We start from the raw sequence: 21,206 nt of genomic DNA on the forward strand, positions 1-21,206 counted from the left end.
CGCGGTGGGCGCGTCGCAGGCAGGCTGACGACTGTCGCTATTGGTGGGCGAGAGGTGGGGGAGAAGCGGTCGGGCGCGCCGTTGCGGCGCGCCCGTGCTGACTCAGTGCGGTGCTCGAGGGATGGTTTTCATCAGGTCGGCGGGGCTGATGTGGCCCACGACCGGTGCGCTGCCGGGTTGTGGCAGGTTGAGGATGTGACCTTTCATCTTGCCGATGATGTGCATTTCGCATGGCTTGCAGTCGAATTTCAGGGTCAGGACTTCGTCGCCGTGGATCAGCTGCATCGGTGCCACTTTAGTCTTGACGCCCGTGACGCCCTTGGCCTGTTTCGGGCACAAGTTGAAGGAGAAACGCAGGCAATGTTTGGTGATCATCACCGGCACTTCGCCTGCTTCTTCGTGGGCTTCGTACGCAGCGTCGATCAGCTTGACGCCGTGGCGGTGGTAGAAGTCGCGCGCCTTCTGGTTGTATACGTTGGCCAGGAACGACAGGTGCGCTTCCGGGTAGACCGGCGGCGGACTGGTTTCGGCCTTGCGACCGCCTCGTGGGTGGGCAGCGACGCGGGCGACGGTGAGGGCTTCGATGACTTCGCGGCGCAAGGCCTTGAGCTGCGAGTTCGGGATGAAGAACGCCTCGGGCGCGTCGAATTTGACGTCGACGGCGTGGTACTGGGTGGTGCCGAGCTGGCAGAGCAGGTCGCGCAGTTGATCCAGTGCCTGTTCCGGTTTGTTGGCCACGCCGAATGGGCCGTCCAGCGAGACGCTGGCGCTGATGCCTTCCTCACTGGTGGCGGTGATGTCCAGACGCGATTCACGCAGCTGCGCCTGCCACGACACACCAATCCGGCGCTCGGCAGAGGTCTTCTGCAGGGCTTGTTGCCAGTTGTGGTCGAGGTTGCGATTCAGCGGATGATTCGGACGGGCTTTATGCAAGTCGGCTGGCATTTCGTTGGGTTCGACGCGATAGCGGTAGCGCTTTTCGCCGTCTTCTTCGAATTCGCCTTTTGGCTCGGCGATGTTGGCGCGGAAGCCGACCACTTCGCGCTTGATCAGCACGTTGAGGCCGTCGCCGTTGGTCAACGGGTCATGGGTCACGACTTGGAGGTCGCGCTTGCCGACTTTTTCGACGATGCCCACAGGCAGGCCCGTGAAGGTCGGGGTGTCGAAGGCGCCGATGTCGATCTTGCGGTCGGTGACGAAATAGTCAGTGCTGCCGCGGTGGAAGGTTTTTTCCGGGTCGGGCAGGAAGAAATGCGCGGTGCGGCCGCTGGAGGCGCGGGCCAAGTCCGGGCGGTCTTCAAGCACGTCGTCCAGGCGCTGGCGGTAATAGGCCGTGATGTTCTTCACGTAGCCCATGTCCTTGTAGCGGCCTTCGATTTTGAACGAGCGCACGCCGGCTTCGACGAGGGCGCGGATGTTGGCGCTCTGATTGTTGTCCTTCATCGACAGCAGGTGTTTCTCAAAGGCCACGACGCGGCCCTGATCGTCTTTCAATGTGTAGGGCAGGCGGCAGGCCTGGGAGCAGTCGCCACGGTTGGCGCTGCGGCCGGTGTGGGCGTGGGAAATGTTGCACTGGCCGGAAAACGCCACGCACAGTGCGCCATGAATGAAGAACTCGATGGCGGCGTCGGTTTCGTCGGCGATGGCGCGAATCTCTTGAAGATTCAGCTCACGGGCCAGTACCAACTGCGAGAAACCGGCCTGGTCGAGGAACTTGGCTCGCTCCAGTGTACGAATGTCGGTCTGGGTGCTGGCGTGCAGCTCGATGGGCGGAATATCCAGCTCCATGACGCCCAGGTCCTGAACGATCAACGCGTCCACGCCTGCGTCGTACAACTGGTGGATCAGCTTGCGCGCTGGCTCCAGTTCGTTGTCATGCAGGATCGTGTTGATCGTGGTGAAAACCCGCGCGTGATAGCGACGGGCGAATTCGACCAGCTCGGCGATGTCGCTGACTTCGTTGGCAGCGTTATGGCGTGCGCCGAAGCTCGGGCCACCGATATAAATGGCGTCAGCGCCGTGCAGAATGGCCTCGCGGGCAATCGCCACATCGCGGGCCGGGCTGAGCAATTCCAGGTGATGCTTGGGTAGGGACATGTTTTTTTAGTCGGATCGTCACGGTCAAGGCGCGCATTGTAGCGGCGAAACGCCCGAGGGGCATCCATGGACTGCCCGATGGCGGAAAACAGAACGCCCCGGCGGACCCAATTTTCTGTAGGAGCGAATTCATTCGCGAAAAATGGGTCAGGCGACAGAAATGTATGGACTGTGCCGGCCCTTCGTCGGAATGCCGCCCAGAATGAATTCGCTCCTACAGGGATGCCGGTTCGCCCGGGAAGGATGAATCCTGCCTCGAAACGTTAGCCCTTGGCCGCCATCGCCGTCACTTCCACGCGCATGCCTTCCACGGCAAGCGCCGCAACGCCTACCGCTGCACGCACGGGCCAGGGCTTCGCGAAGAAGCGCTTGTACACCTCATTGAACGCAGCCCGGTCGGCCATGTCGGTCAAGTAGATGGTCAGGTGCATCACACGGTCCATCGAACTGCCCGCACGTTCCAGCGCGACTTTCAGCGCCTGAAGGGTGCATTCGCTCTGAGCCGTGATCGTGCCCAGTTCCAGGCTGCCGTCAGCACGGGTCGGGATCTGCGTGGAGACCATAATGCCGCCGAACGTCGCAACGTCAGAAGAAATGGAATCCGCGTCTGGATCGGGCAGGAAGGTAACGTGTTGGCTGGACATGAGCGCTCTCTGATGAGGAAACGAAACGGCACGCCTGAGGCAGCGCAGCCGTTGTGAAGGGGGCGATGATAAAGCAGTCGCGAAATGGTGTAACGTCGCCCGTTTCGATCAGCACTCAAACGCCCACCCCCAGGGAGACAGCAATGAAAGAATTCGACGGCAAGATCGTTCTCGTCACCGGCGGCTCCAAAGGCATTGGCCTGGCCTGCGCGCAGCAGTTCGCGGCTCAGGGCGCCCGGGTCGTGATCAGCTCCCGCGCCCAGGCCAATATCGACGCGGCGCTGAAGACACTGCCGGGGGCGGTGGGTTTCGCGGCCGATGTTTCCGACGAGGCTTTCGCGGCCGCCTTGGTCCAACGCGTGGTGCTGGAAGTGGGACCTATTGACGTGCTGGTCAATTCGGCCGGCGCGGCAAAACGCTCTCCGCCGCAAGAGCTCACACCGACGTTCTGGCGCGAGGCCATGAACGCCAAGTTCTTTTCCACGATCAATGTCGTCGATCCGGTGGTCAAGCTCATGGCCGAACGAGGGCAGGGCGTGATCGTCAACATCATCGGCGTCGGCGGAAAAGTCGCCAAGCCGATTCACCTGGCAGGCGGTTCGGCGAATGCGGCGTTGATGCTGGCGACGTCTGGATTAGGCAATGCTTACGCCGGGACTGGCGTTCGGGTGGTGGGCATCAACCCGGGCCTCACCGAAACGGGCCGCGTGGCTGAAGGCATGGCAGCGGACGCCGCCCACGCCGGTATTTCCATGGACGCCGCCATCGCCCGCAGCGTGCAGAAAATTCCGATGGGACGCATGGCCAAGCCGGAAGAAATCGCCGATCTGGCGCTGTTCCTGGCGTCGGACAAGGCGCGCTATATCACCGGCACCGTGATCGCCATGGACGGTGCGGAATTTCCGGTCATCTGAGCGGGGTATAGCCAAAGGCTTACACGCAGTTCAGCGAAAGTGCCGTATACGCCAATCAGGGAAAGCCGTACATTGGATTCATCGACTGAAGTACAGGAAGTACTTCAGAGGTCACGGATGATCTGCCATTTGCCCGGAACGCAACCGACAGGACGTTGGAATGGTCTTGATAGAAAAGAACCCGCCCAGGCGGGTTTTTTATTGCCTGCGATTTACTGCTGGCCGTGTCGAGTGAAGACGTCGATCACTCCTTGACGTCCATGAACTCCTCGGCCCAGGCCACGTAGCTTTCCGGCAGGGTATAGGTGTGAGTCAGTTCGGTGGCACTGAGGTTTTCGGTGCTGTGCGTGACCTTGCGCTGCGCACGCAAGCTGTCATAGGTCGCCTTGATCGACGCGAAGTACGCGGCATGCCCGGCTACGACGATACGCACGCCCAGCTTGGCCAGACGGTCACTGTCGCTGAGTTTTGGATTGCCGTAGGTCACCAGCATCAGCGGCACGGTGAGTTTTTCCGAAATCTGTTCGAGGTGGTCGAAGTCCTTGATGCCCACCATGCAGATGCCGTCCGCACCGGCTTTTTCATACGCCTGGGTTCGCTCGATGATGTCTTGCACAGGCAATACACCCGCATTGGTCCGGGCGATGATCGACAGTTCCGGATCAACCCGCGCTTCCAGTGCAGCCTTGACCTTGCCGATGCCTTCCTCAATGGTGATCAGGTCGGTGGACTTGCGACCGAATTGCGCAGGCAGCAAGGTGTCTTCGATGGTCAATGCCGCAACGCCCGCGCGTTCCAGCTCTTCAACGGTGCGCATGACGTTCAGCGCGTTGCCATAGCCGTGGTCGGCGTCGGCGATAAAAGGAAGTTGAGCGACACGGCCAATACGCGTGGCCTGTTCAACGAACTCGCTCAGGGTGATCAACGCAAAGTCCGGTGCCGCCAGGACCTGCAGCGAAGCGACCGAACCGCCGAGAATCCCGACTTCGAACCCCAGGTCAGCGGCAATACGGGCTGACATCGGGTCAAACACGGAAGCGGTTTCGAAGCTGGTGCTGGACGCCAACAGTTCACGGAAATTACGGCGCAGCGCGGAGTGAGAGATTCTGGACATTGACGTTTCCTGGTGCTGGCCATCATCGATGAAACGATCTACGCCAATTTAAAATGAGCGGCGAGACTAACATGCCGAAAAACCGCAGGTTATGTCGTTTGAGCATGGGCCATGCCTAAGATACATATCTCCCACCGCGCCGAGAAGCGCGAGCTGGCGCTTTCGACCCCCGTAACCGAGAGGCCAGACGCTTCCTGATGGGCATACCAGGCGTTATTTGCTGCGTTGATTAAGGCAAAGTTAACGCAATAGTTAAATTAAACGTTAATAAGTCGATGAACTTACTTTAATGATGACTTCATGCGTAAAAGACCGTTGCAGGATATAAGATAATACACATCATCGATTTCAGTAATGTCGCCTATCGATGCTGAGTATTTATCTTCTCATCGTTATTCGGGAAGAATGATCCCAACAGCAAACGAAACCACCGCTTTGCTAATGACGACTTAATGATCCTTACCCACTTTTGGAGAATCACATGAAATACGTAGCCTTCGCCGCACTCTCGCTGTTCAGTGTCTTCGCCTCGGCCAATGAGCTGTCGAACACCCAGGCCAGCGCACAGCCAGTGTCTCAAACCGAACAGTACAACCGTCACAAAGGCCTCGACGTCGCCAAGGTCACCAGCGTTAAAACCGCTCAAGACCCTGAGAAGTTTGACGGCCTGGTAAAAACTGATCTGACGTATGTTGATAGCAACGGCGTCACCCATAACTTGGAATACACCACCATGGGTTATGGCCGTCAGAACGGCTGATCTCGCTGGGCGATGTTTATATGCTCATAGGCAATAAGAAAAACGCTGCGCTAATGACGCAGCGTTTTTGTGTGCGTTATATAAACTTCCTCTGTTATGGCTATCGTCTTGATCATCCCGGCTCGGCTGCCCGCCTGAGCGTGATGCGTGTCAGTTCCGAAGGCACGCCGAGTCGCAGGGCGAAGCCTGGCCAGAGCGCGGTGCCGTTGTTGACGTAAAGCTGCAGGCCGTCAACGTCATAGAACCCTGACACAAAACCTTCGTTGGCCCGAGCGATGATCAGGTCAAGCGGACGAATCATGCCGCCGTGGGTATGTCCCGACAACTGCAACGCCACGCCTTGACTCGCGGCGAGCCGAGCGTTGCGCGGCTGGTGGTCCAGCAAAATGATCGGCGTGTGGTCGGGCGCGCCTGCCAGCGCCTGCTTAAGGTCCGGCCCCGGCAAACCGGCCCGTGGAGCGCTCAGGTCGGTGACGCCAGCGAGGACTAAACGAGCGCCGTTGCGCTCGATGAGTGCATGGCTGTTGTTCAGACGGATCATGCCCAGAGACGCGAAGTAGTGCATCCACGTTTCGTGATCGAAAAAATACTCGTGATTGCCGGGAATCACATACACCCCGTCGGGAGCGTGCAGATTGCGCAGCGGTTCGACGTCTTGTCTTCGTACGCTGAGCGGGCCGTCGATGAGGTCGCCGGTGACCACGATCAGATCAACCCCCAGCGCGTTGGAACGATCAACCACCGCGTGCGCCCACGGCTGATTAAAGAGGCGACTGATGTGCATATCGGTCAATTGCAGAACGGTATAGCCGTCGAATTGCGGCGGCAGGTCTTTAATGGCCACATCGATGTCCTTGACCGGCGGGACCCGTATCGCCTGGTGCACGCCGACAGCCGCCAGTAACAGCGCCGCAGTCCCTATCCCATAGCGCAGCGTGACGGGAATCTCCAGCCAGCGGCGACGAACCAGCAGGGTGAGCAGGGCGCCCAGATCAACGACGAGCTGCAACACCGCGATCAGCAGAATCGCGCCGAATGCCCAGTTGAAAAGAATAATCACCCCACGGGGAAACTCCGGCGAGAACACGCTGCCGGAGGAAAATTTCGCGTACAGGTGGTACTGCGACGCCAGCAACAGGACCAGCGAGGCCCCGACTCTGACGGGCAAGGGCCATGGCAGGGGCCAGACGAATCGAACGATCACATACAGGCAAGGCGTGCTGAACATAAGATGAAACATCAGGTGGCTCCTGTGTCCGTAATAGCCTGTGCGCCGACCTCGATAAATGCCGTGAAAGCGCCAGCCCAGAGAGGTTGAGATCAACGGCCAAGGCGATACGTTCAGAAGCCCCTGTTTTATTTCATGGCCTGCGTTTCTTGCTGCAAGAGGAGGTACGCAACATCATGCGTGTCCTCGCAGTGCAGGATCAGGCCGCGGTCAGTGAGGCCATGTCGATCACGAACCGGTAACGGACGTCGCCGCGCTCCATACGTTCGAAGGCGTGATTAATGTCTTGGATCGCGATGGTTTCGCAGTCCGGAACGATGCCTTTACGCGCACAGAAATCGAGCATTTCCTGGGTTTGGGCAATGCCGCCGGAGGGCGACCCGGTGATGCGTCGGCGCCCCATGATCAACGGCAAGGTGCTAAAGCCGTCCATGTCACCCAGATTGCCGACGATGACCAGCGCGCCGGCCACGTCCAGCAGCCCCAGATAAGGCGACAGGTCGTGGGCGACGGGAATCGTGTCGATGATCACATCAAAGGCTGACGCGGCGCTGGCCATGGCCTCGTCCGAGGTGGACAGCAGCACATTGTCAGCGCCCAATGCGTACGCCTCGTCGGCCTTCCCGGACGTGCGAGTGAGGACCGTTACGTTGGCGCCCATCGCTGCGGCGAAACGCCCGGCCAGATGCCCCAGCCCGCCGATGCCGATGACGCCTACGCGGCTGCCGGGGCCGACGTTCCATGTGCGCAGCGGGGAGTAAACGGTGATCCCGGCACACAGCAGCGGGCCCGCGAGGGCTGGATCGAGCTTTTCGGGAAGCGCGAGCACGAAATGGTCTTTGACGACAGTGTGCTTGGCGTAACCGCCCAAGGTGATGTCGTGGGTGATCCGGTCCTGCCCGTTATAGGTCACGGTCGGGTACTCGCGGCACATTTGCTCTTCGCCGAGTCGGCACTGATCGCAGTGCGAGCAGCTGTCGATGATGGTCCCGACCGCCACGTGCTGCCCAACGCTGAACCGGCTGACGTGGCGGCCCGTTTCGACCACTTTGCCAATGATCTCGTGGCCCGGCACGCAGGGGTAGTGCGTCTTTTGGAAGGCGCTCCAATCGCCGCGTGCCTGATGCAGGTCGCTATGGCACACCCCGCAGTAGAGGATTTCAATGGCAACGTCATCCGGCCGCAATTCGCGGCGTTCGAAGGAAAAATGAGTCAGTGGGCTGTTGGCATTGTGTGCAGCGTATCCATAAGTCTTCATCGGTCGAATGTCCTGGTAGGGAGGAGCAATGACCATACGGCTGAATGTCGGCCGCCGGTCAGCCCGATACTCCCGGGTCATTGCCCGATCCGCTTGGATGACGGGGCTGGAAGAGGGAGGTGACAGAGTGCGCTGGCGGGAAACAGGGAACGCGCCGTTATCTCCTCGCAATGGCAAGCCAGAGAATCAGGCAATCCCTCGATAGAAATGGGCTAACTTGAAAACGGCGCATGCCTCTACAGTCGTCATGAACGCAACGTCTCCCCATGAACACTGTGATTCAGGTCCCTCATCATGATTGAATTGAACGAGGCGGATGATCTCCGGCGTGCCGAAACCGCCGGCATTCGCGAGGAACTGGCAAACCGCATTGAAAGGTTTCTGAAAAACGATGCCGAGCGCATGACCTCGTTGCCCGGTCTCAGCGTTGCCACGGTTCTGAGGCCGACCGTGCCCAGCTCATATGTCTACGAACCGAGCATTTCCCTGATCCTTCGGGGGCGCAAGCGCCTGCACCTCGGGAAAACCACCTACATCTATAACGAGTCCCGATTCCTGCTCACCGCTGTCAACCTGCCAACGGTGACCGAAGTGCTGGACGCGACCCCCGAAGCCCCTTACGTCTCGCTGTTGATGCGACTCGACTTGCAGACGGCGCGCCAGGTCATGGCCGATGTGGGAACCACCGGTTCAGGCGGCGCTGCCACCGGTATCGGCATGGCCCTCGGACCGGCGACGGTCGAGCTGTTCGATGCTGTGGGGCGGCTGATCAAGCTGATCGACAACCCCCAGGATTTGCTCCATGTCGGGCCGCTCATACAGCGCGAGATCATTTATCGGATTCTGGTGAGTTCGGCGGGGCTTCGCTTTCGAGACACGATCATCGCCGGAACACAGAGTCAGCGCATCGCCAAGGCCATCGCCTGGCTGCGGGACCACTATATGCAGCCACTGCGGATCGAAGACCTCGCGACGCTGGCGGGAATGGGCGTGTCGACGTTGCATCACCATTTTCGGGTCATGACCGCCATGAGCCCGTTGCAGTACCAGAAACACCTTCGTCTTCACGAGGCTCGCCGGATTCTGTTGACCGAAGCCGTGGATGCCACGACCGCTGCCGTGCGTGTCGGCTACGAAAGCGCCACCCAGTTCAACCGGGAATACAAACGCAGTTTCGGCGCGCCACCTATGCGCGATATCCAATCATGTCTGGCGGCGGGGAGCCGCGCGACGGAGTGAATCAGGCCCACCCGCGCGCCTCTGAAGTGCAATCCTCCTGAATACTTGCCTAATCCTCCGACCTTTCACGGCATGGATAGAAAACGTCAGAACCAAGGGCTAAAGTTGGGCCACCGGGAGCCTGTTTCAAAAAGCCTCCTCCCTGCCAGGCATCGCACCTGGCGCCGGCCTTCGACACGCGTCTACGCAGCCGGGAGACCCCGCCTGTCATCGCTGCCCGCAGCGCCGCCGTTTAAAAAATCAAAAAGCATAATCAACCGATGATGAGCGGGTGAGCCATGGAATTACGCATTAATCAGAAGACCTATCAAGTTGATGCCGACGCCGATACGCCCTTGCTGTGGGTGATTCGCGACGATCTGGGCATGACGGGCACCAAATACGGTTGCGGCCTCGCACAGTGCGGCGCGTGCTCGGTGCTGGTGGATGGCAACGTCGTGCGTTCCTGCGTGACTCCGGTGGCCGGTGTGGTGGGCCGTGAGGTGACGACCATCGAGGCGATTGAGTCCGATGAAGTCGGTAAGCGTGTGGTCGCCACGTGGGTCGAGCATCAAGTCGCTCAGTGCGGCTATTGCCAGTCCGGTCAAGTGATGGCCGCCACCGCGCTGCTCAAACACACGGCCAGACCCAGCGACGCGCAGATCGAGGCCGCGATGGTCAATCTGTGCCGCTGCGGCACCTATAACGCGATTCATGCCGCTGTCCATGACCTCGCCGGACAAACCGTGAAGGGGGATGCCTGATGAACGTTCGTTTCGATGCCGTCGCCCATCTCATGGGGCAACCCCTGACCGAGCCCGTCAACTTTTCCCGCCGACGCTTCCTGACCGGCACCGCCGTGGGCGCGTTGGTGTTGGGTTTTGGCTTGCCACTCGGTTCGTCTCGCGTACAGGCCGCCACCGCCGCCGCAGAACGCGGGACCCAGGTGCCTGCGTTTCTTGAAATTCGCCCGGACAACACAGTACGGCTGCTGTCGCCGTTCATTGAGGGCGGGCAGGGTACGTTCACGGCCATGGCGCAGATCGTCGGCGAAGAGCTCGATGCCGACCCTGCCACCTTTGTCGTGGAGTGCGCTCCGCCGGGTGAAGCGTATTACGTGATGGAAAACGGCATCCGCATCACGGGCGGCAGCATGTCGATCCGGATGAGCTACCCGACCATGCGCCGTATGGGCGCGTTGGCCCGCGCCATGCTGCTTCAGGCAGGGGCTGAGGCGCTCAACGCGCCCGTCAGCGAACTGACCACCGAGCCCGGTAAAGTGGTGCACGCGGCCTCGGGTCGGTCCATTCCTTATGGTGAACTGGCGGGCCGCGCACTGGACTTGCCGGTGCCGGACCCCGCCAGCGTCACGCTGCGCGACCCGAGCCAGTTCCGCTGGATCGGCAAACCCGTCAAACGCCTCGATGCCTACGACAAATCCACCGGCAAGGCGCTCTACACCATCGATCTCAAAGTCGACGGCATGCTCCACGCTGCGGTGCAACACGCGCCGCGCCTGGGCATGACCGTGGGCACCCTGCGCAACGAAGACCAGGTCAAGGCCATGAAAGGCGTGCATTCGGTGCACCGTCTGCCCGGCGCCGTGGCGGTGGTCGCCGAGCGTTGGTGGCATGCCAAGCGCGCCGTGGAAGCGATTCAGGTGGACTGGCAGGAAGCACCCGCCGATTCGACGATGCGCGTGATGCCCGCCGATTTCTCGACCGACGCCTATTTCAAACGACTGGCCGCTGAGAAAGGCCCGGCTCGCGATGACGAAAACGAAGGCGATGTGGCCGGTACGCTGGCCAACGCCAAGAGCAAAATCGAAGCGACCTACAACAATCAGTACCTGCACCATGCCCAGTTGGAGCCGCCGTCGGCCCTGGCCCGGTTCAACCCGGACGGGTCGCTGGAAATCTGGCTGCCCAACCAGGCCCCTGAAATGTTCCAGGCCGACATTGCCAAGCGCTTCGGGCTGGACCCGTCGCGTATCACCCTGCATTCGCCGTTGCTGGGCGGCTTTTTCGGTCGGCATTTCCTGTACGACTCGGCCAGTCCGTACCCGCAGGCTATCGAACTGGCGAAAGCGGTCGGGCGTCCGGTGAAAATGATCTGGAGCCGAGAAGAAGAGTTTTTGCGTGACGTCTTGAGACCCGGCGCAGCAGTCAATTTCCGCGGCGCTCTGGACAATGACGGTTGGCCTGTTGCAATCGAAGCGATCAGCGCGACGGAAGGGCCGACCGAGGGACTGGCCGGCAAGCAGGGCGACAAGATCGACCCGACGGCCCTTGAAGGGTTGTCTGGCAAGTCCTACGCGATTCCCAACAAGCGCATTGCCCAGATCTACGTCAAAGGCTCGGTCACGTTGGGCTACTGGCGCTCGGTGGGTAATTCGCTCAACGACTTCTTCTATGAGTCCTTTCTCGACGAGCTGGCGGACAAAGGCGGCAAAGATCCGTTCGAACTGCGCCTGCACCTGTTGCGCGACAACAAACGCCTGACGACCTTGCTCAACGCTGTCGGCGAACTCTCGGGAGGCTGGAAGCGCGGCCCGTTCACTGCAGAGGACGGCAGCAAACGCGCTCGCGGCGTGGCCATGGCATCGCCGTTCGGCACGCAGACAGCCGTGATCGCCGAGGTGTCCATCGAGCATGGGCAGGTCAAGGTGCACGACATCTGGCAAGCCATCGACCCGGGCAGCATCGTCAACCCGGCGATTGTCGAGGCGCAGGTCAACGGCGCGGTGTCGTTGGGGTTGTCTCAGGTATTGGTGGAGGAGGCGGTGTACGTCGACGGTAAACCCCGTGCGCGCAACTACGACTTATATCCGATTCTGCCGCCGTCGCGGATGGCACGGGTGCATGTGAAGGTGGTCGAAAGCGGGGAAAAAATGGGCGGCATCGGTGAACCGCCGCTGCCTGCGGTGGCGCCTGCCGTGGCCAACGCGGTCGCGGCATTGACGGGGCAACGGCCTCGCAGCATGCCCTTGAGCCGATACACCTTTACCTGACCTGCGCCGGAGCCTTTATGAATAACAGCCGATTCGCAAGAACCGCTGGCTGGCTGGCGCTGCCGTGCCTGGTCGCGGCGGGCCTGCTGGCCTGGTACGTTACCCGCGAGCCCGCCTCGCATGTGCAAGCTGATCAGACCGCTGACACGGCACCCGCGCTGGTGACCCGAGGTGAGTATGTCGCCCGGCTCAGTGATTGCGTGGCGTGTCACAGCGTGCCTGGGGGTGCGCCGTTTGCCGGAGGCCTGGAAATGGCCACGCCACTGGGCGCGATTCATACCACCAACATCACCCCGGACCGGGACACCGGCATTGGCGGCTACAGCCTGGCGGACTTTGACAGGGCCGTTCGACATGGCGTCGCCCCCGGCGGACGTCGTCTGTACCCGGCCATGCCGTATCCGTCTTACGCCAAGCTCACGGACGATGACGTCCGCGCGTTATATGCGTTTTTCATGAAAGGGATAGCGCCGGTCAACCAGGCCAACATCGCGAGCGCGATTCCCTGGCCGCTGAACATGCGTTGGCCCATCGCGTTGTGGAACGGCGTGTTCACCGACGCCTCGCCGTATGCGGCCAAGGCGGGTAAGGACGAGCTATGGAATCGCGGTGCGTACATCGTTCAAGGCCCGGGCCACTGCGGCAGTTGCCACACGCCGCGCGGACTGGCGTTCAATGAGAAGGCGCTCGACGATTCCGGCACACCGTTCCTGGCGGGTGCGTTGCTCGACGGCTGGTACGCGCCGAGTTTGCGCAACGATCACAACACCGGGCTGGGTCGCTGGGACGAGCCGGAAATCGTGCAGTTCCTCAAGACCGGCCGCAACAAACACGCTGTAGTCTTCGGTTCGATGACCGAGGCCTTCAACAACTCCACGCAGTTCATGAGCGACGGGGACCTGTCGGCGATTGCGCGTTATCTGAAGTCATTGCCCGGCGACGGCCAACGCGACGGCGCACCCTGGCAGTATCAAGCAGTGTCTGCCGCTGCCCGGCTGGACGTTCCCGGCGCCCACACGTATGTGACCCGCTGTGCGTCGTGTCATGGGGACGATGGAAAAGGGCAGTCGGAGTGGATGCCACCTTTGGCCGGGGCGACGTCGGCGCTGGCGAAAGAAAACGCTTCGGCCATCAACATCACCCTGAACGGTTCCCAACGGGTCGTCGCGGCTGGCGTCCCGGATGCCTATCGCATGCCGGCGTTCCGCGAACAGCTGTCGGATCAGCAAATCGCCGAAGTCCTGTCTTTCGTGCGCAGCACGTGGGGCAATCAGAGTGAACCCGTGGACGCGCAGGCAGTCAGCAAACTACGTGAACACACAGACCCGGCGAGTAGCAGCCCGATCATTCTGCAAATGCGGTAAGGAGACGCCTGATGGAAAGCATTGACCTTTTGGTGTTGCGCACCGCCCGTGACTGGCTCGCGGCAGGAGAACACGTGCTGTTGGCGACCGTGTCCCGGACCTGGGGCTCCTCGCCGAGGCCCGTCGGCTCGATGATGGCCCTGCGTAACGACGGTCGCGTGGTGGGCAGCGTGTCGGGGGGCTGTATCGAAGACGATCTCATCCACCGCTATACCACCGCCTACGGAGGTGAGGGTTTAAGGGGAGGGCACCCGGAAGTGGTGCGTTACGGCGTCACGGCCGACGAAGCCCATCGTTTCGGATTGCCGTGTGGCGGAACCCTGGAGCTGGTCTTCGAGTTCAACCCTTCCTGGCAATCGCTGGATGAAGTGTTGGGCCAGCTCGACTCGGGGCATTTGGTGCGTCGGCGCCTGGTGTTGGCGAGCAACGAAGTAAGCCTCGAACACAGCCCTGCACCTGAGCAGTTCAGCTTTGACGGCCTACAGATGCTCAACACCTTGGGCCCAGGGTACCGCCTGCTCATGATCGGCGCCGGTGCGCTGGCCGAGTACCTGGCCACGATGGCGTTGTTCAACGGCTTCAAAGTCACGGTCTGTGATCCGCGCTCCGAGTACGTCGAGACCTGGTCGGTCAACGGTGTCCAGCGCATCGTTGGCATGCCGGATGACGTCGTCCGGGATTTCTCGGTTGACCTCAGGACTTGCGTCGTCGCCTTGAGCCACGATCCCAAGCTCGACGACCTGGCCTTGCTGGAGGCCTTGCAGAGTCCGGCGTTTTACATCGGCGCCATCGGTTCGCGCCGCAACAGCCAACAGCGTCGCGAGCGCTTGATCGAACACTTTGGCGAAACCGAAGCGTCACTTCAGCGACTGCGCGGCCCCATTGGCATTTATATCGGCAGCAAGACCCCGGCGGAAATCGCCGTCAGCGTCATGGCCGAAATCCTCGCCGCCAAAAACGGCGTCGTCCTGCCTCGGGACGTCAGCGTGACCGAGGCCAAGGCGCTGGAAGACCGGGTGACGCTGGAGTTGGAGAAAGAACTGGTGTGAGGGGCTTCACGCGCGAGCGACGACACCCGCCTCTCACGGTGTCTCGAAGCCTGTCCAGATTGCGTCGCTGAACAAGCGTGCGTGTCGCGCCGGGTCAATCTGCCGATGCAGTGTCAGGGTTGTCAGCCTCTCTGCTTTCTGCCTTGAGCCAGTCAAGCACGGCGCGAATCTCAGGCGAGCTCTGTTTGCCTGGGGCACAGAGAAAGTGATAACCCGTGTCACTTTCCATTTCCTCATCGAGCAGCTTGCGAAGCGTGCCGGTGCGCAGTTCATCAGAAATGTGCGATGTCCTGGCCATCGCGACGCCCAGCCCTCGAATCGCCGCCGAGACGGCCATGTTCGAGTGAGGCACGACCAGCACGCAATTGAGCGAGGAGGGTGCCAGTGCGTGTTTCTCAAGCCAGTAATCCCAGGAAGGCGTCGATATCTGCTCGCCATTGGCCATGTTCCGGGAACGCAGAATGACCGGGAACTTGATCACGTCTGCGGGGGTTGCGGGAGGGCCGATTCGGTCAATCAGGGCAGGGCTGCAAACCGGGAAAATCCGTTCGGGAAGCACGAACTCGGCGTAAAAGCCCGGCCATGTGGCGTCGCGGGTTTCCAGGCGTATGGCGGCTTGTCCGCTGGCATTATCGAATCGCGAGAAATCCTCGGTGTTGAGTTGAATACGGATGTCGGGATGCCTGGCGTAGAAGGCGGGCAGGCGAGGGATCAACCAGGTGTTGGCGAACGAGTCGTGTACGAACAGCTCGATCAGCGATGTGCCCTGAGCATTTCGCTCGAAGCGCGTGGCGAGGGCGGCAAAATCCTTCAGGAATTGGCGCACGACAGGAAGCAGTTCGATGCCAGCCTGCGTCACGACCATCGCACCTGCAGTGCGGTCAAACAGCTCGGCGCCCAGTATCTCCTCCAGTTGCCTGACCTGGTGGCTGATCGCGCTTTGCGTGACATGCAACTCCAACGCCGCCTGCGAAAAATTAAGGTGCCGAACGCAGGCCTCAAAACCTCTGAGCGCAGCCATCGAGGGGAATTTCCTAGCGGCCATTGCCGAGCCTCAACTGGACATTCATAGGGCATAAAATCCTTTCATTAACGACCGTTTCCCGCGTCGGGACAGAATAGCTTTTCCCTGCCGCGAACACTCACCATGACCTCATCAGCTCCCGCGCCTGACGTCCCGCATACTAAACGAACATCACGTAAAAATGCGCTCACCGCCGCCTGCGCGGCCCATGCCACGCACGATGGTTTGTGCGATCTGGTGTATGTGTTCCTCCCCGTCTGGCAGGACATGTTCATGCTCGGCTATGTGTGGCTCAGTGTGCTCAGAAGCGCTTATGCCTTGACGTTGGCTGCGTTGCAGATACCGGTCACCTCGTTGACATCGAACGTTCGTCCGGTCCATTTGCTCGTCGGGTCAACCGCTGTCACCGCGCTCGGCTGGTTACTGGCGGGCCTGGCCGGGAGCGCCGTCGGGCTGGGTGCCGCACTGGTGGTCGCCGGGATCGGCGCGAGCGTGCAACACCCCGTGGCGTCCGCCATGGTGTCTCGGGCATACGGCAGCGGGGCCAAGCGGCCGCTGGGGATCTACAACTTCGCGGGGGATGTCGGCAAATCGGTGCTGCCCGCTTCAGCGGCGGTACTGCTCACCTATGGCTCGTATCGTAATGTGATCTTTGTATACGCAGGCGTGGGCGTGCTCGCGGCGTTATTGATCGGAGCGCTCCTTAAAAGGACTGACACCGTTCACGCGTCGCCTGAGCGGAGTCGTCCGGCAAGGGATATCAACGGAGTGACCGAGACACCGGGCGCCTTTCGGGCACTGCTCGCCACAGCGATACTGGACAGTGCTGTGCGCATGGGATTTCTCACCTTTCTTCCGTTCATCATCAAGTCCAGCGGCGGCTCGTTGGCTCAAACGGGCGTTGGCCTGACGCTGGTCTTCATCGGCGGCGCAGTCGGCAAGTTTTGTTGCGGCTGGATGGCGGACTCACTCGGCAGCACCAGGGCAATCATGCTGACGGAGGTGGCGACCGCACTGCTTATCGTGCTGGTTCTGACGACACCGCTGACGATCGCCATGCTGACACTGCCGTTCCTGGGAGTGGTGTTGAACGGCACATCTTCCGTGTTGTACGGCGCGGTCACCGACGTGGTCGACACGCCCGGGCACGCCCGAGCTTTTTCAGTGTTTTACACCGGGACCATTGGCGCCGGCGCGCTGGCCCCGGTGCTGTACGGTTACGTGGGTGATCACGCAGGTATCGCAGCGGCGGTCATCGTCATAGCGGTCACGGCGGCCGTATCGTTTTTGCCGGTCACCATTGCGGCCCTCCGGCATCCTGAAGAGGTGGGTGATTCGCGATGAATATAAAGGCTCAATCACGCTCCCTCATGGGCAGCCGTTTTGCCGAATACGCGCGCTTTTCGTCCTCGGAATTGTAGTAGACGTTCTGGGTCGTGCTGAGGCTGTTGTGCCGCAAATCGACCTGAAGGTCTTTCATGTCGCGATGGGGCGCATCGAACGTCGCCGAGGTGTGCCTCAACCAATGCAAAGATGCCGCACGCAGGCGTCCAACGTCTTCATCTGCCCAGTTTTCCGCCTGCATCCGCTCCAGTGCCCGGTCGAATACCTCTTGGAGCAACACCCGGATATGTCGATCCGACAACCCGGCGCGCCCTCGTTGCGTCGCGATCAACGGGGTGGTTTCGCGGAAACCGGGCAACGGCGACAGGCCCTGATGCACCCGCCAACGCTTGAGGTAGTTCTCGACGTAGTCGTCCCGCACGCTGATTTTCCCGGCCTTGTTGCCTTTGCCAACCACGTGATACCACCAGTTGCCCGCGCCATCCTTGCGCATGTCGCCCATGCTCGGCGTCCAGTTCTCACGCCCGACCAGATCGGAAACCCGCAAATACATCGCAAAAATCGTCGCCACGATGAACAGCGTGCGTTCATATCTAGCATCCTGGGAGGCCAGCAACTCGGCTGTTTCCAGCACAAAGTCCCACTGCAATGAGGTCAGAATGCGCGTGTCGGCGTCGCCCGTGGTGCGCTGCTTGTACTTGCTCTTCTGTTTAACGGCCTTGAACGGGTTGTGCTCACAGAAACCCTCATCGATGGCATGCTGAAAAAAGCTGCCGCAGACCGCAAATATCTGCGCGATCGAGCCTTGCGCAGGTTTGTAATGGTCCTGAAGGAGAGGGCGGTTGTCCTCGCTGGCGCGCTTGCGATCCTCTTTCGAAGCTGACTGACTGAAAGGCCGCCAATCAGGGTTCAACACAGACGTATCACTCGCCAGCTTCTTGCGACCACCGACCCGCAAGAAGCGAGATTTCACGACAGGGCCGACCCAGGCGGGGTCGGGTGCGAGGCAGAACTCCAGAAACGATTCGGCATGAGTACGGCGCATGTCCAGAAGGGAAACGCGAGACTTGAGCAGGGTCCATAGCAACAGGCGCTCGACGTGCGTGCGGTAGGAATTGAACGTAGACTCGTTACCAGCATAGGACTTCAAAAAACCCCGCACGGCACGATAGCCCTCAAGGGCCTGCAATTCAGCGGGAAACTGCTCCAGATAGCCGGTGACGGCGGGCAGTTCCTCCTTGAGCGAACTGAAATTCAGCTCGACGAAACGGGCAAAAGTCTCGAATAACGGGTGCGGTGTCGAAGGCGTGGACATTTTTGAAAATCGCTTGCAGAAGGCTCTGGAATGGTCGTGATAATCCTATGTGGAGCAGTATTGTGCAATATCCGGGTCTGACAGTTATCGGATATTGCAAACGCGTCAATCCGGCTACCTGAATGCTGAATCCAGCGAATTCTCGCAATATCTGCCCAGCCTATCGGCGTGCGCCGTCGCATCCAATAAGCAATCACTGTGTGCTCAAATCCCTTTCATGCATTTCCGGACATCGTCATCAATGACGTCCTCTGGCTTGATGCAGTCCTTAAGCGACTTGCGGTCTTGAAGCTCATCGAACTCGGTCCGTTGTCTATTTCGGCATTGTCCATTGCCAGGCCGAACCGAGAATGATCACCCTTGAGGGATTCGCACAGCGTTGCGTTGGCGAACGTTGACGCCTGACTGGCGACGGTGTGTGCGATGGAAACCACAGAGCCCGCGTTGAAGCTTGCGCAGATGAGCACCGCGGCGAGTAAGCGATTCATGGTGCATCTTTAATCTGGGCGTGAGCGTTGGTGCTGAGTCGATGTTGCTCAGCTTGATGCGAGGTGTGGAGGCATTCGTGATGGAGAATGAGCGTGGTGTTGATGATAGACGCCGAGGTAGCGATTTGAGGACTGGACGCCCAAGGATGGAATTTGGGGGTTCTGAGCGTTGCAAAGCGTCACACTCACCACCCAGTGCTGACACAGACTGTTACGTATAATGTATATTATGTTAAATCGTGTAACTGGAATGGACGTTGCCGGTCCATCACACGGGTTCCAGGCAGATATGTTGAGGCTATTACTCGCTTACTACGAAACATCGTCCCCCCGCCGTCACCTCTAATGCGAAGAGACGAAGATCGACGGTGTACTGGACTCAGGTAATGCATATGTCGCTTTCATCCACACGACCTCTGCATGAGGCGTGCGACCGAAAAAGCGTTTGAATTCCCGACTGAATTGCGAGGCGCTTTCGTAGCCGACATCGAACGCCGCGGCTGCCACCGAAACATCGTTACGCAACATCAGTAAACGTGCCTGGTGCAGACGCGTCGACTTCAGGTACTGCATGGGCGAAGAGTCAGTAACCGTTCTGAAGTGCAGATGGAAATTGGGGACGTTCATGCTAGCCTCCTGCGCCAGCGCTTCCACGTTCAACTGCTCCTGATAAGAGCTGTGGATTTTGCGGATGGCGCGAGTGACTTTGCCGAAGTGCCCCTGCTTACTGAGTGCAGCACGCATGGAGCCGCCCTGCTCGCCGGCGATGATCCGATAATAAATCTCGCGAAGCAGCGACGGGCCGAGGATCTGCGCATCGACCGGGTGACTCATGGCGGCGAGAAAGCGCAGGGTGGACTCACGCAAACGGTCGTCCATCGGTGAGGAATACATGCCCTTTGGGGGAGCTGCCGTCGGGCCGAATGTCTCGTCGATCTCCAGAATCAGCTCGCCTGCCAGCTTGAAATCCAGTCGCATGTATACAGCGAACATGGGTTCTTCTTCGCTGGCGTCGGTTTCCATCGTGAACGGCACCGGCACCGACACCACCAGATAGTGCTGGGCGTCGTAAATGTAGACGTCGTCCCCCAGGTAACCGCGCTTGCGGCCCTGACACAAGATCACAATGCCAGGCTCATAGAGCACGGGTGTGCGGGTCAGCGGCCTGTTTGAACGCAAAAAACGTATGTCATCCAGGGGACTCAGGTTGTAGCCTTCGAGCGGTGCCAGTTGCTCCATCAACTGGACCATGCGCTCAGTCGTTTGTGCATCATTACTCATGTTCGATCCTCCTGCTCGCCGCGTTCAGCTATCGGTAGAGCGGGTCGAGGCTTCCCATTGTTCGAGATATTTCAACGACTGCTCAAGCTTGCCACGAACCAGCCCCAGCGCATCGCTACCTAGCAAGAGATGGGCCGGGCCGCCGCTGCCGAATCACCGGCACGGGCATCTGCGCTGCGATGGGTGAGCTTCATTCAGCCCGCTGGCTGAGCCATTCACGAAACGTGCTGAGCGCCGTCGATTCGGGTTTGTTCACTGGCCAGGCGAAGTAATACGAAAAGCTTTGCCGATCGATAACCAGGTCAAAGGGCATGCGCAGCAATCCGGCCTCAAGCTCTTTATTCACCAGCGACTTCTGAGCGATGGCCACACCGTGGCCTTCGATAGCGGCCTGGTACGCCAGTAGAGAGGTTTCGTAGCGCATGCCTCGGTACGGGTTGACTTGAGGCACACCCGCTTCACGCAGCCACAACGCCCAGTCGTCCAGCCGGGCGAGGGAATGCAAGAGCACCTGATCGACGAGCTCTTCCGGGACTCGCAGATCCGACGCAAAACTCGCGCTCACCACAGGCACCAACTCATTGCGGGTCAGCATCTGGGTGCCGATCCCCGGCCAGTCGCCGCCGCCCAACTGAATGCCGCCGTCGAGGTCTTCGTGCTCGAAATCCAGCGCGGCAGGTGACGTGGTCAGCTGCACGTCAATGGCCGGATGCGCAATGTGGAACCCCGCCAAGCGCGGAATCAGCCAGCGCACCGCGAAGGTCGCCGGTGCACGAATCTTCAGCAATTGACGCCGCGTCGAGCCACCGACAATGGCATTGGTGGACTCGCGGAGGGCGTTAAACAACGGCACGATATCCGCCAGATAACGCTCGCCTGCAGCTGTCAACTCCAGGCCCGTAGGCATGCGCCGGAAAAGTTGCACAGACAGATAATCCTCCAGCGCCTTGATCTGTCGGCTTACCGCGGCAGGCGTCACCGACAGTTCGTCCGCCGCACGGGTGACGCTGAGCGAACGACCCGTGGCCTCGAACGCCTTGAGCGGGTTGAGCGGCGGTAAGGGGCGAGAATGTGCGCCGTTGATGTTCACTGAGAATC

The 21,206-nt window shown here is 60.3% G+C and carries 18 protein-coding genes and 1 pseudogene; 8 read left to right on the forward strand and 11 right to left on the reverse strand.

From position 1 onward, the window contains the following. Positions 1–102: 102 nt before the first annotated feature. Together GVN17_RS06775 and GVN17_RS06780 are read right to left on the reverse strand one after the other, a co-directional pair. Complete coding sequence (locus GVN17_RS06775) at positions 103–2,097, reverse strand: U32 family peptidase (protein WP_166594465.1); 1,995 nt, start codon at positions 2,095–2,097, stop codon at positions 103–105. 263 nt (positions 2,098–2,360) lie between these two features. Next, on the reverse strand, positions 2,361–2,741 hold the full coding sequence (locus GVN17_RS06780; protein WP_166594466.1) for a RidA family protein: 381 nt from the start codon (positions 2,739–2,741) through the stop codon (positions 2,361–2,363). A gap of 143 nt (positions 2,742–2,884) precedes the next feature. Between GVN17_RS06780 and GVN17_RS06785 the strand changes: the two genes are divergently transcribed. Next, a complete protein-coding gene (locus GVN17_RS06785) occupies positions 2,885–3,655 on the forward strand; it encodes an SDR family oxidoreductase (RefSeq protein ID WP_166594467.1) in 771 nt (256 codons plus the stop codon). A 244-nt stretch (positions 3,656–3,899) separates the two neighbouring features. On the opposite strand, the gene GVN17_RS06790 is transcribed toward GVN17_RS06785, so the two are convergent. Then, on the reverse strand, positions 3,900–4,769 hold the full coding sequence (locus GVN17_RS06790) for an oxaloacetate decarboxylase (RefSeq protein WP_166594468.1): 870 nt from the start codon (positions 4,767–4,769) through the stop codon (positions 3,900–3,902). 481 nt (positions 4,770–5,250) lie between these two features. Here GVN17_RS06790 and GVN17_RS06795 point away from each other — a divergent pair, with 481 nt between their 5' ends. Further along, a complete protein-coding gene (locus GVN17_RS06795; RefSeq protein ID WP_166594469.1) occupies positions 5,251–5,529 on the forward strand; it encodes a DUF2790 domain-containing protein in 279 nt (92 codons plus the stop codon). Between the two features lie 112 nt (positions 5,530–5,641). Here the strand turns inward: GVN17_RS06795 and GVN17_RS06800 are convergent, their stop codons facing one another. Both GVN17_RS06800 and GVN17_RS06805 read right to left on the reverse strand, forming a co-directional pair. Continuing rightward, complete coding sequence (locus GVN17_RS06800; protein ID WP_166594470.1) at positions 5,642–6,769, reverse strand: metallophosphoesterase; 1,128 nt, start codon at positions 6,767–6,769, stop codon at positions 5,642–5,644. A gap of 187 nt (positions 6,770–6,956) precedes the next feature. Next, a complete protein-coding gene (locus GVN17_RS06805) occupies positions 6,957–8,015 on the reverse strand; it encodes an NAD(P)-dependent alcohol dehydrogenase (RefSeq protein WP_166594471.1) in 1,059 nt (352 codons plus the stop codon). 294 nt (positions 8,016–8,309) lie between these two features. Between GVN17_RS06805 and GVN17_RS06810 the strand changes: the two genes are divergently transcribed. The 5 genes from GVN17_RS06810 (at position 8,310) to GVN17_RS06830 (ending at position 14,656) form a co-directional block, all read left to right on the forward strand. Next, a complete protein-coding gene (locus GVN17_RS06810) occupies positions 8,310–9,254 on the forward strand; it encodes an AraC family transcriptional regulator (protein ID WP_166594472.1) in 945 nt (314 codons plus the stop codon). A 278-nt stretch (positions 9,255–9,532) separates the two neighbouring features. Next, entirely contained in the window at positions 9,533–9,997 is a 465-nt protein-coding gene (locus GVN17_RS06815; protein ID WP_166594473.1) for a (2Fe-2S)-binding protein, read from the forward strand. Continuing rightward, a complete protein-coding gene (locus tag GVN17_RS06820; protein WP_166594474.1) occupies positions 9,997–12,243 on the forward strand; it encodes a molybdopterin cofactor-binding domain-containing protein in 2,247 nt (748 codons plus the stop codon). The genes GVN17_RS06815 and GVN17_RS06820 overlap by 1 nt, the downstream gene beginning before the upstream one ends. A gap of 17 nt (positions 12,244–12,260) precedes the next feature. Further along, positions 12,261–13,607, forward strand: coding sequence for a cytochrome c (locus GVN17_RS06825; RefSeq protein WP_166594475.1), 1,347 nt, complete (start codon positions 12,261–12,263; stop codon positions 13,605–13,607). Between the two features lie 11 nt (positions 13,608–13,618). Continuing rightward, entirely contained in the window at positions 13,619–14,656 is a 1,038-nt protein-coding gene (locus GVN17_RS06830; RefSeq protein ID WP_166594476.1) for an XdhC family protein, read from the forward strand. Positions 14,657–14,750: 94 nt separating this feature from the next. Here the strand turns inward: GVN17_RS06830 and GVN17_RS06835 are convergent, their stop codons facing one another. After that, on the reverse strand, positions 14,751–15,677 hold the full coding sequence (locus GVN17_RS06835; protein WP_166594477.1) for a LysR substrate-binding domain-containing protein: 927 nt from the start codon (positions 15,675–15,677) through the stop codon (positions 14,751–14,753). A gap of 126 nt (positions 15,678–15,803) precedes the next feature. Between GVN17_RS06835 and GVN17_RS06840 the strand changes: the two genes are divergently transcribed. Further along, positions 15,804–17,024 (forward strand): MFS transporter, encoded by a 1,221-nt coding sequence (locus GVN17_RS06840; protein WP_166594478.1) that lies wholly within the window; start codon positions 15,804–15,806, stop codon positions 17,022–17,024. 10 nt (positions 17,025–17,034) lie between these two features. Here GVN17_RS06840 and GVN17_RS06845 read toward each other — a convergent pair whose 3' ends face one another. From GVN17_RS06845 to GVN17_RS06865, 5 genes and pseudogenes are all read right to left on the reverse strand, one after another. Beyond that, complete coding sequence (locus GVN17_RS06845) at positions 17,035–18,339, reverse strand: site-specific integrase (RefSeq protein ID WP_178115707.1); 1,305 nt, start codon at positions 18,337–18,339, stop codon at positions 17,035–17,037. A gap of 215 nt (positions 18,340–18,554) precedes the next feature. Beyond that, positions 18,555–18,827 (reverse strand): hypothetical protein, encoded by a 273-nt coding sequence (locus GVN17_RS06850; RefSeq protein ID WP_256665114.1) that lies wholly within the window; start codon positions 18,825–18,827, stop codon positions 18,555–18,557. 342 nt (positions 18,828–19,169) lie between these two features. Continuing rightward, positions 19,170–20,108 carry an AraC family transcriptional regulator gene (locus GVN17_RS06855; protein ID WP_166594479.1) on the reverse strand — a complete coding sequence of 313 codons (939 nt, stop codon included), beginning with the start codon at positions 20,106–20,108 and terminating at the stop codon, positions 19,170–19,172. Positions 20,109–20,132: 24 nt separating this feature from the next. Further along, positions 20,133–20,246: pseudogene (locus tag GVN17_RS29590) on the reverse strand (short-chain dehydrogenase/reductase); the annotation flags it as partial. A 52-nt stretch (positions 20,247–20,298) separates the two neighbouring features. Continuing rightward, positions 20,299–21,198: a LysR substrate-binding domain-containing protein gene (locus GVN17_RS06865; RefSeq protein WP_371928495.1), complete on the reverse strand. Its 900-nt coding sequence runs from the start codon at positions 21,196–21,198 to the stop codon at positions 20,299–20,301. Positions 21,199–21,206 lie beyond the last annotated feature (8 nt).

Source organism: Pseudomonas sp. SLFW, assembly GCF_009905615.1.
Lineage (GTDB): Bacteria > Pseudomonadota > Gammaproteobacteria > Pseudomonadales > Pseudomonadaceae > Aquipseudomonas > Aquipseudomonas bambusae.

Excerpts from the sequence above, each read along its gene's own strand:
- GVN17_RS06775 (WP_166594465.1), bottom strand. The coding sequence starts at position 2,097 with ATGTCCCTACCCAAGCATCACCTGGAATTGCTCAGCCCGGCCCGCGAT.
- GVN17_RS06780 (WP_166594466.1), bottom strand. The coding sequence starts at position 2,741 with ATGTCCAGCCAACACGTTACCTTCCTGCCCGATCCAGACGCGGATTCC.
- GVN17_RS06785 (WP_166594467.1), top strand. The coding sequence starts at position 2,885 with ATGAAAGAATTCGACGGCAAGATCGTTCTCGTCACCGGCGGCTCCAAA.
- GVN17_RS06790 (WP_166594468.1), bottom strand. The coding sequence starts at position 4,769 with ATGTCCAGAATCTCTCACTCCGCGCTGCGCCGTAATTTCCGTGAACTG.
- GVN17_RS06795 (WP_166594469.1), top strand. The coding sequence starts at position 5,251 with ATGAAATACGTAGCCTTCGCCGCACTCTCGCTGTTCAGTGTCTTCGCC.
- GVN17_RS06800 (WP_166594470.1), bottom strand. The coding sequence starts at position 6,769 with ATGTTTCATCTTATGTTCAGCACGCCTTGCCTGTATGTGATCGTTCGA.
- GVN17_RS06805 (WP_166594471.1), bottom strand. The coding sequence starts at position 8,015 with ATGAAGACTTATGGATACGCTGCACACAATGCCAACAGCCCACTGACT.
- GVN17_RS06810 (WP_166594472.1), top strand. The coding sequence starts at position 8,310 with ATGATTGAATTGAACGAGGCGGATGATCTCCGGCGTGCCGAAACCGCC.
- GVN17_RS06815 (WP_166594473.1), top strand. The coding sequence starts at position 9,533 with ATGGAATTACGCATTAATCAGAAGACCTATCAAGTTGATGCCGACGCC.
- GVN17_RS06820 (WP_166594474.1), top strand. The coding sequence starts at position 9,997 with ATGAACGTTCGTTTCGATGCCGTCGCCCATCTCATGGGGCAACCCCTG.
- GVN17_RS06825 (WP_166594475.1), top strand. The coding sequence starts at position 12,261 with ATGAATAACAGCCGATTCGCAAGAACCGCTGGCTGGCTGGCGCTGCCG.
- GVN17_RS06830 (WP_166594476.1), top strand. The coding sequence starts at position 13,619 with ATGGAAAGCATTGACCTTTTGGTGTTGCGCACCGCCCGTGACTGGCTC.
- GVN17_RS06835 (WP_166594477.1), bottom strand. The coding sequence starts at position 15,677 with ATGGCTGCGCTCAGAGGTTTTGAGGCCTGCGTTCGGCACCTTAATTTT.
- GVN17_RS06840 (WP_166594478.1), top strand. The coding sequence starts at position 15,804 with ATGACCTCATCAGCTCCCGCGCCTGACGTCCCGCATACTAAACGAACA.
- GVN17_RS06845 (WP_178115707.1), bottom strand. The coding sequence starts at position 18,339 with ATGTCCACGCCTTCGACACCGCACCCGTTATTCGAGACTTTTGCCCGT.
- GVN17_RS06850 (WP_256665114.1), bottom strand. The coding sequence starts at position 18,827 with ATGAATCGCTTACTCGCCGCGGTGCTCATCTGCGCAAGCTTCAACGCG.
- GVN17_RS06855 (WP_166594479.1), bottom strand. The coding sequence starts at position 20,108 with ATGAGTAATGATGCACAAACGACTGAGCGCATGGTCCAGTTGATGGAG.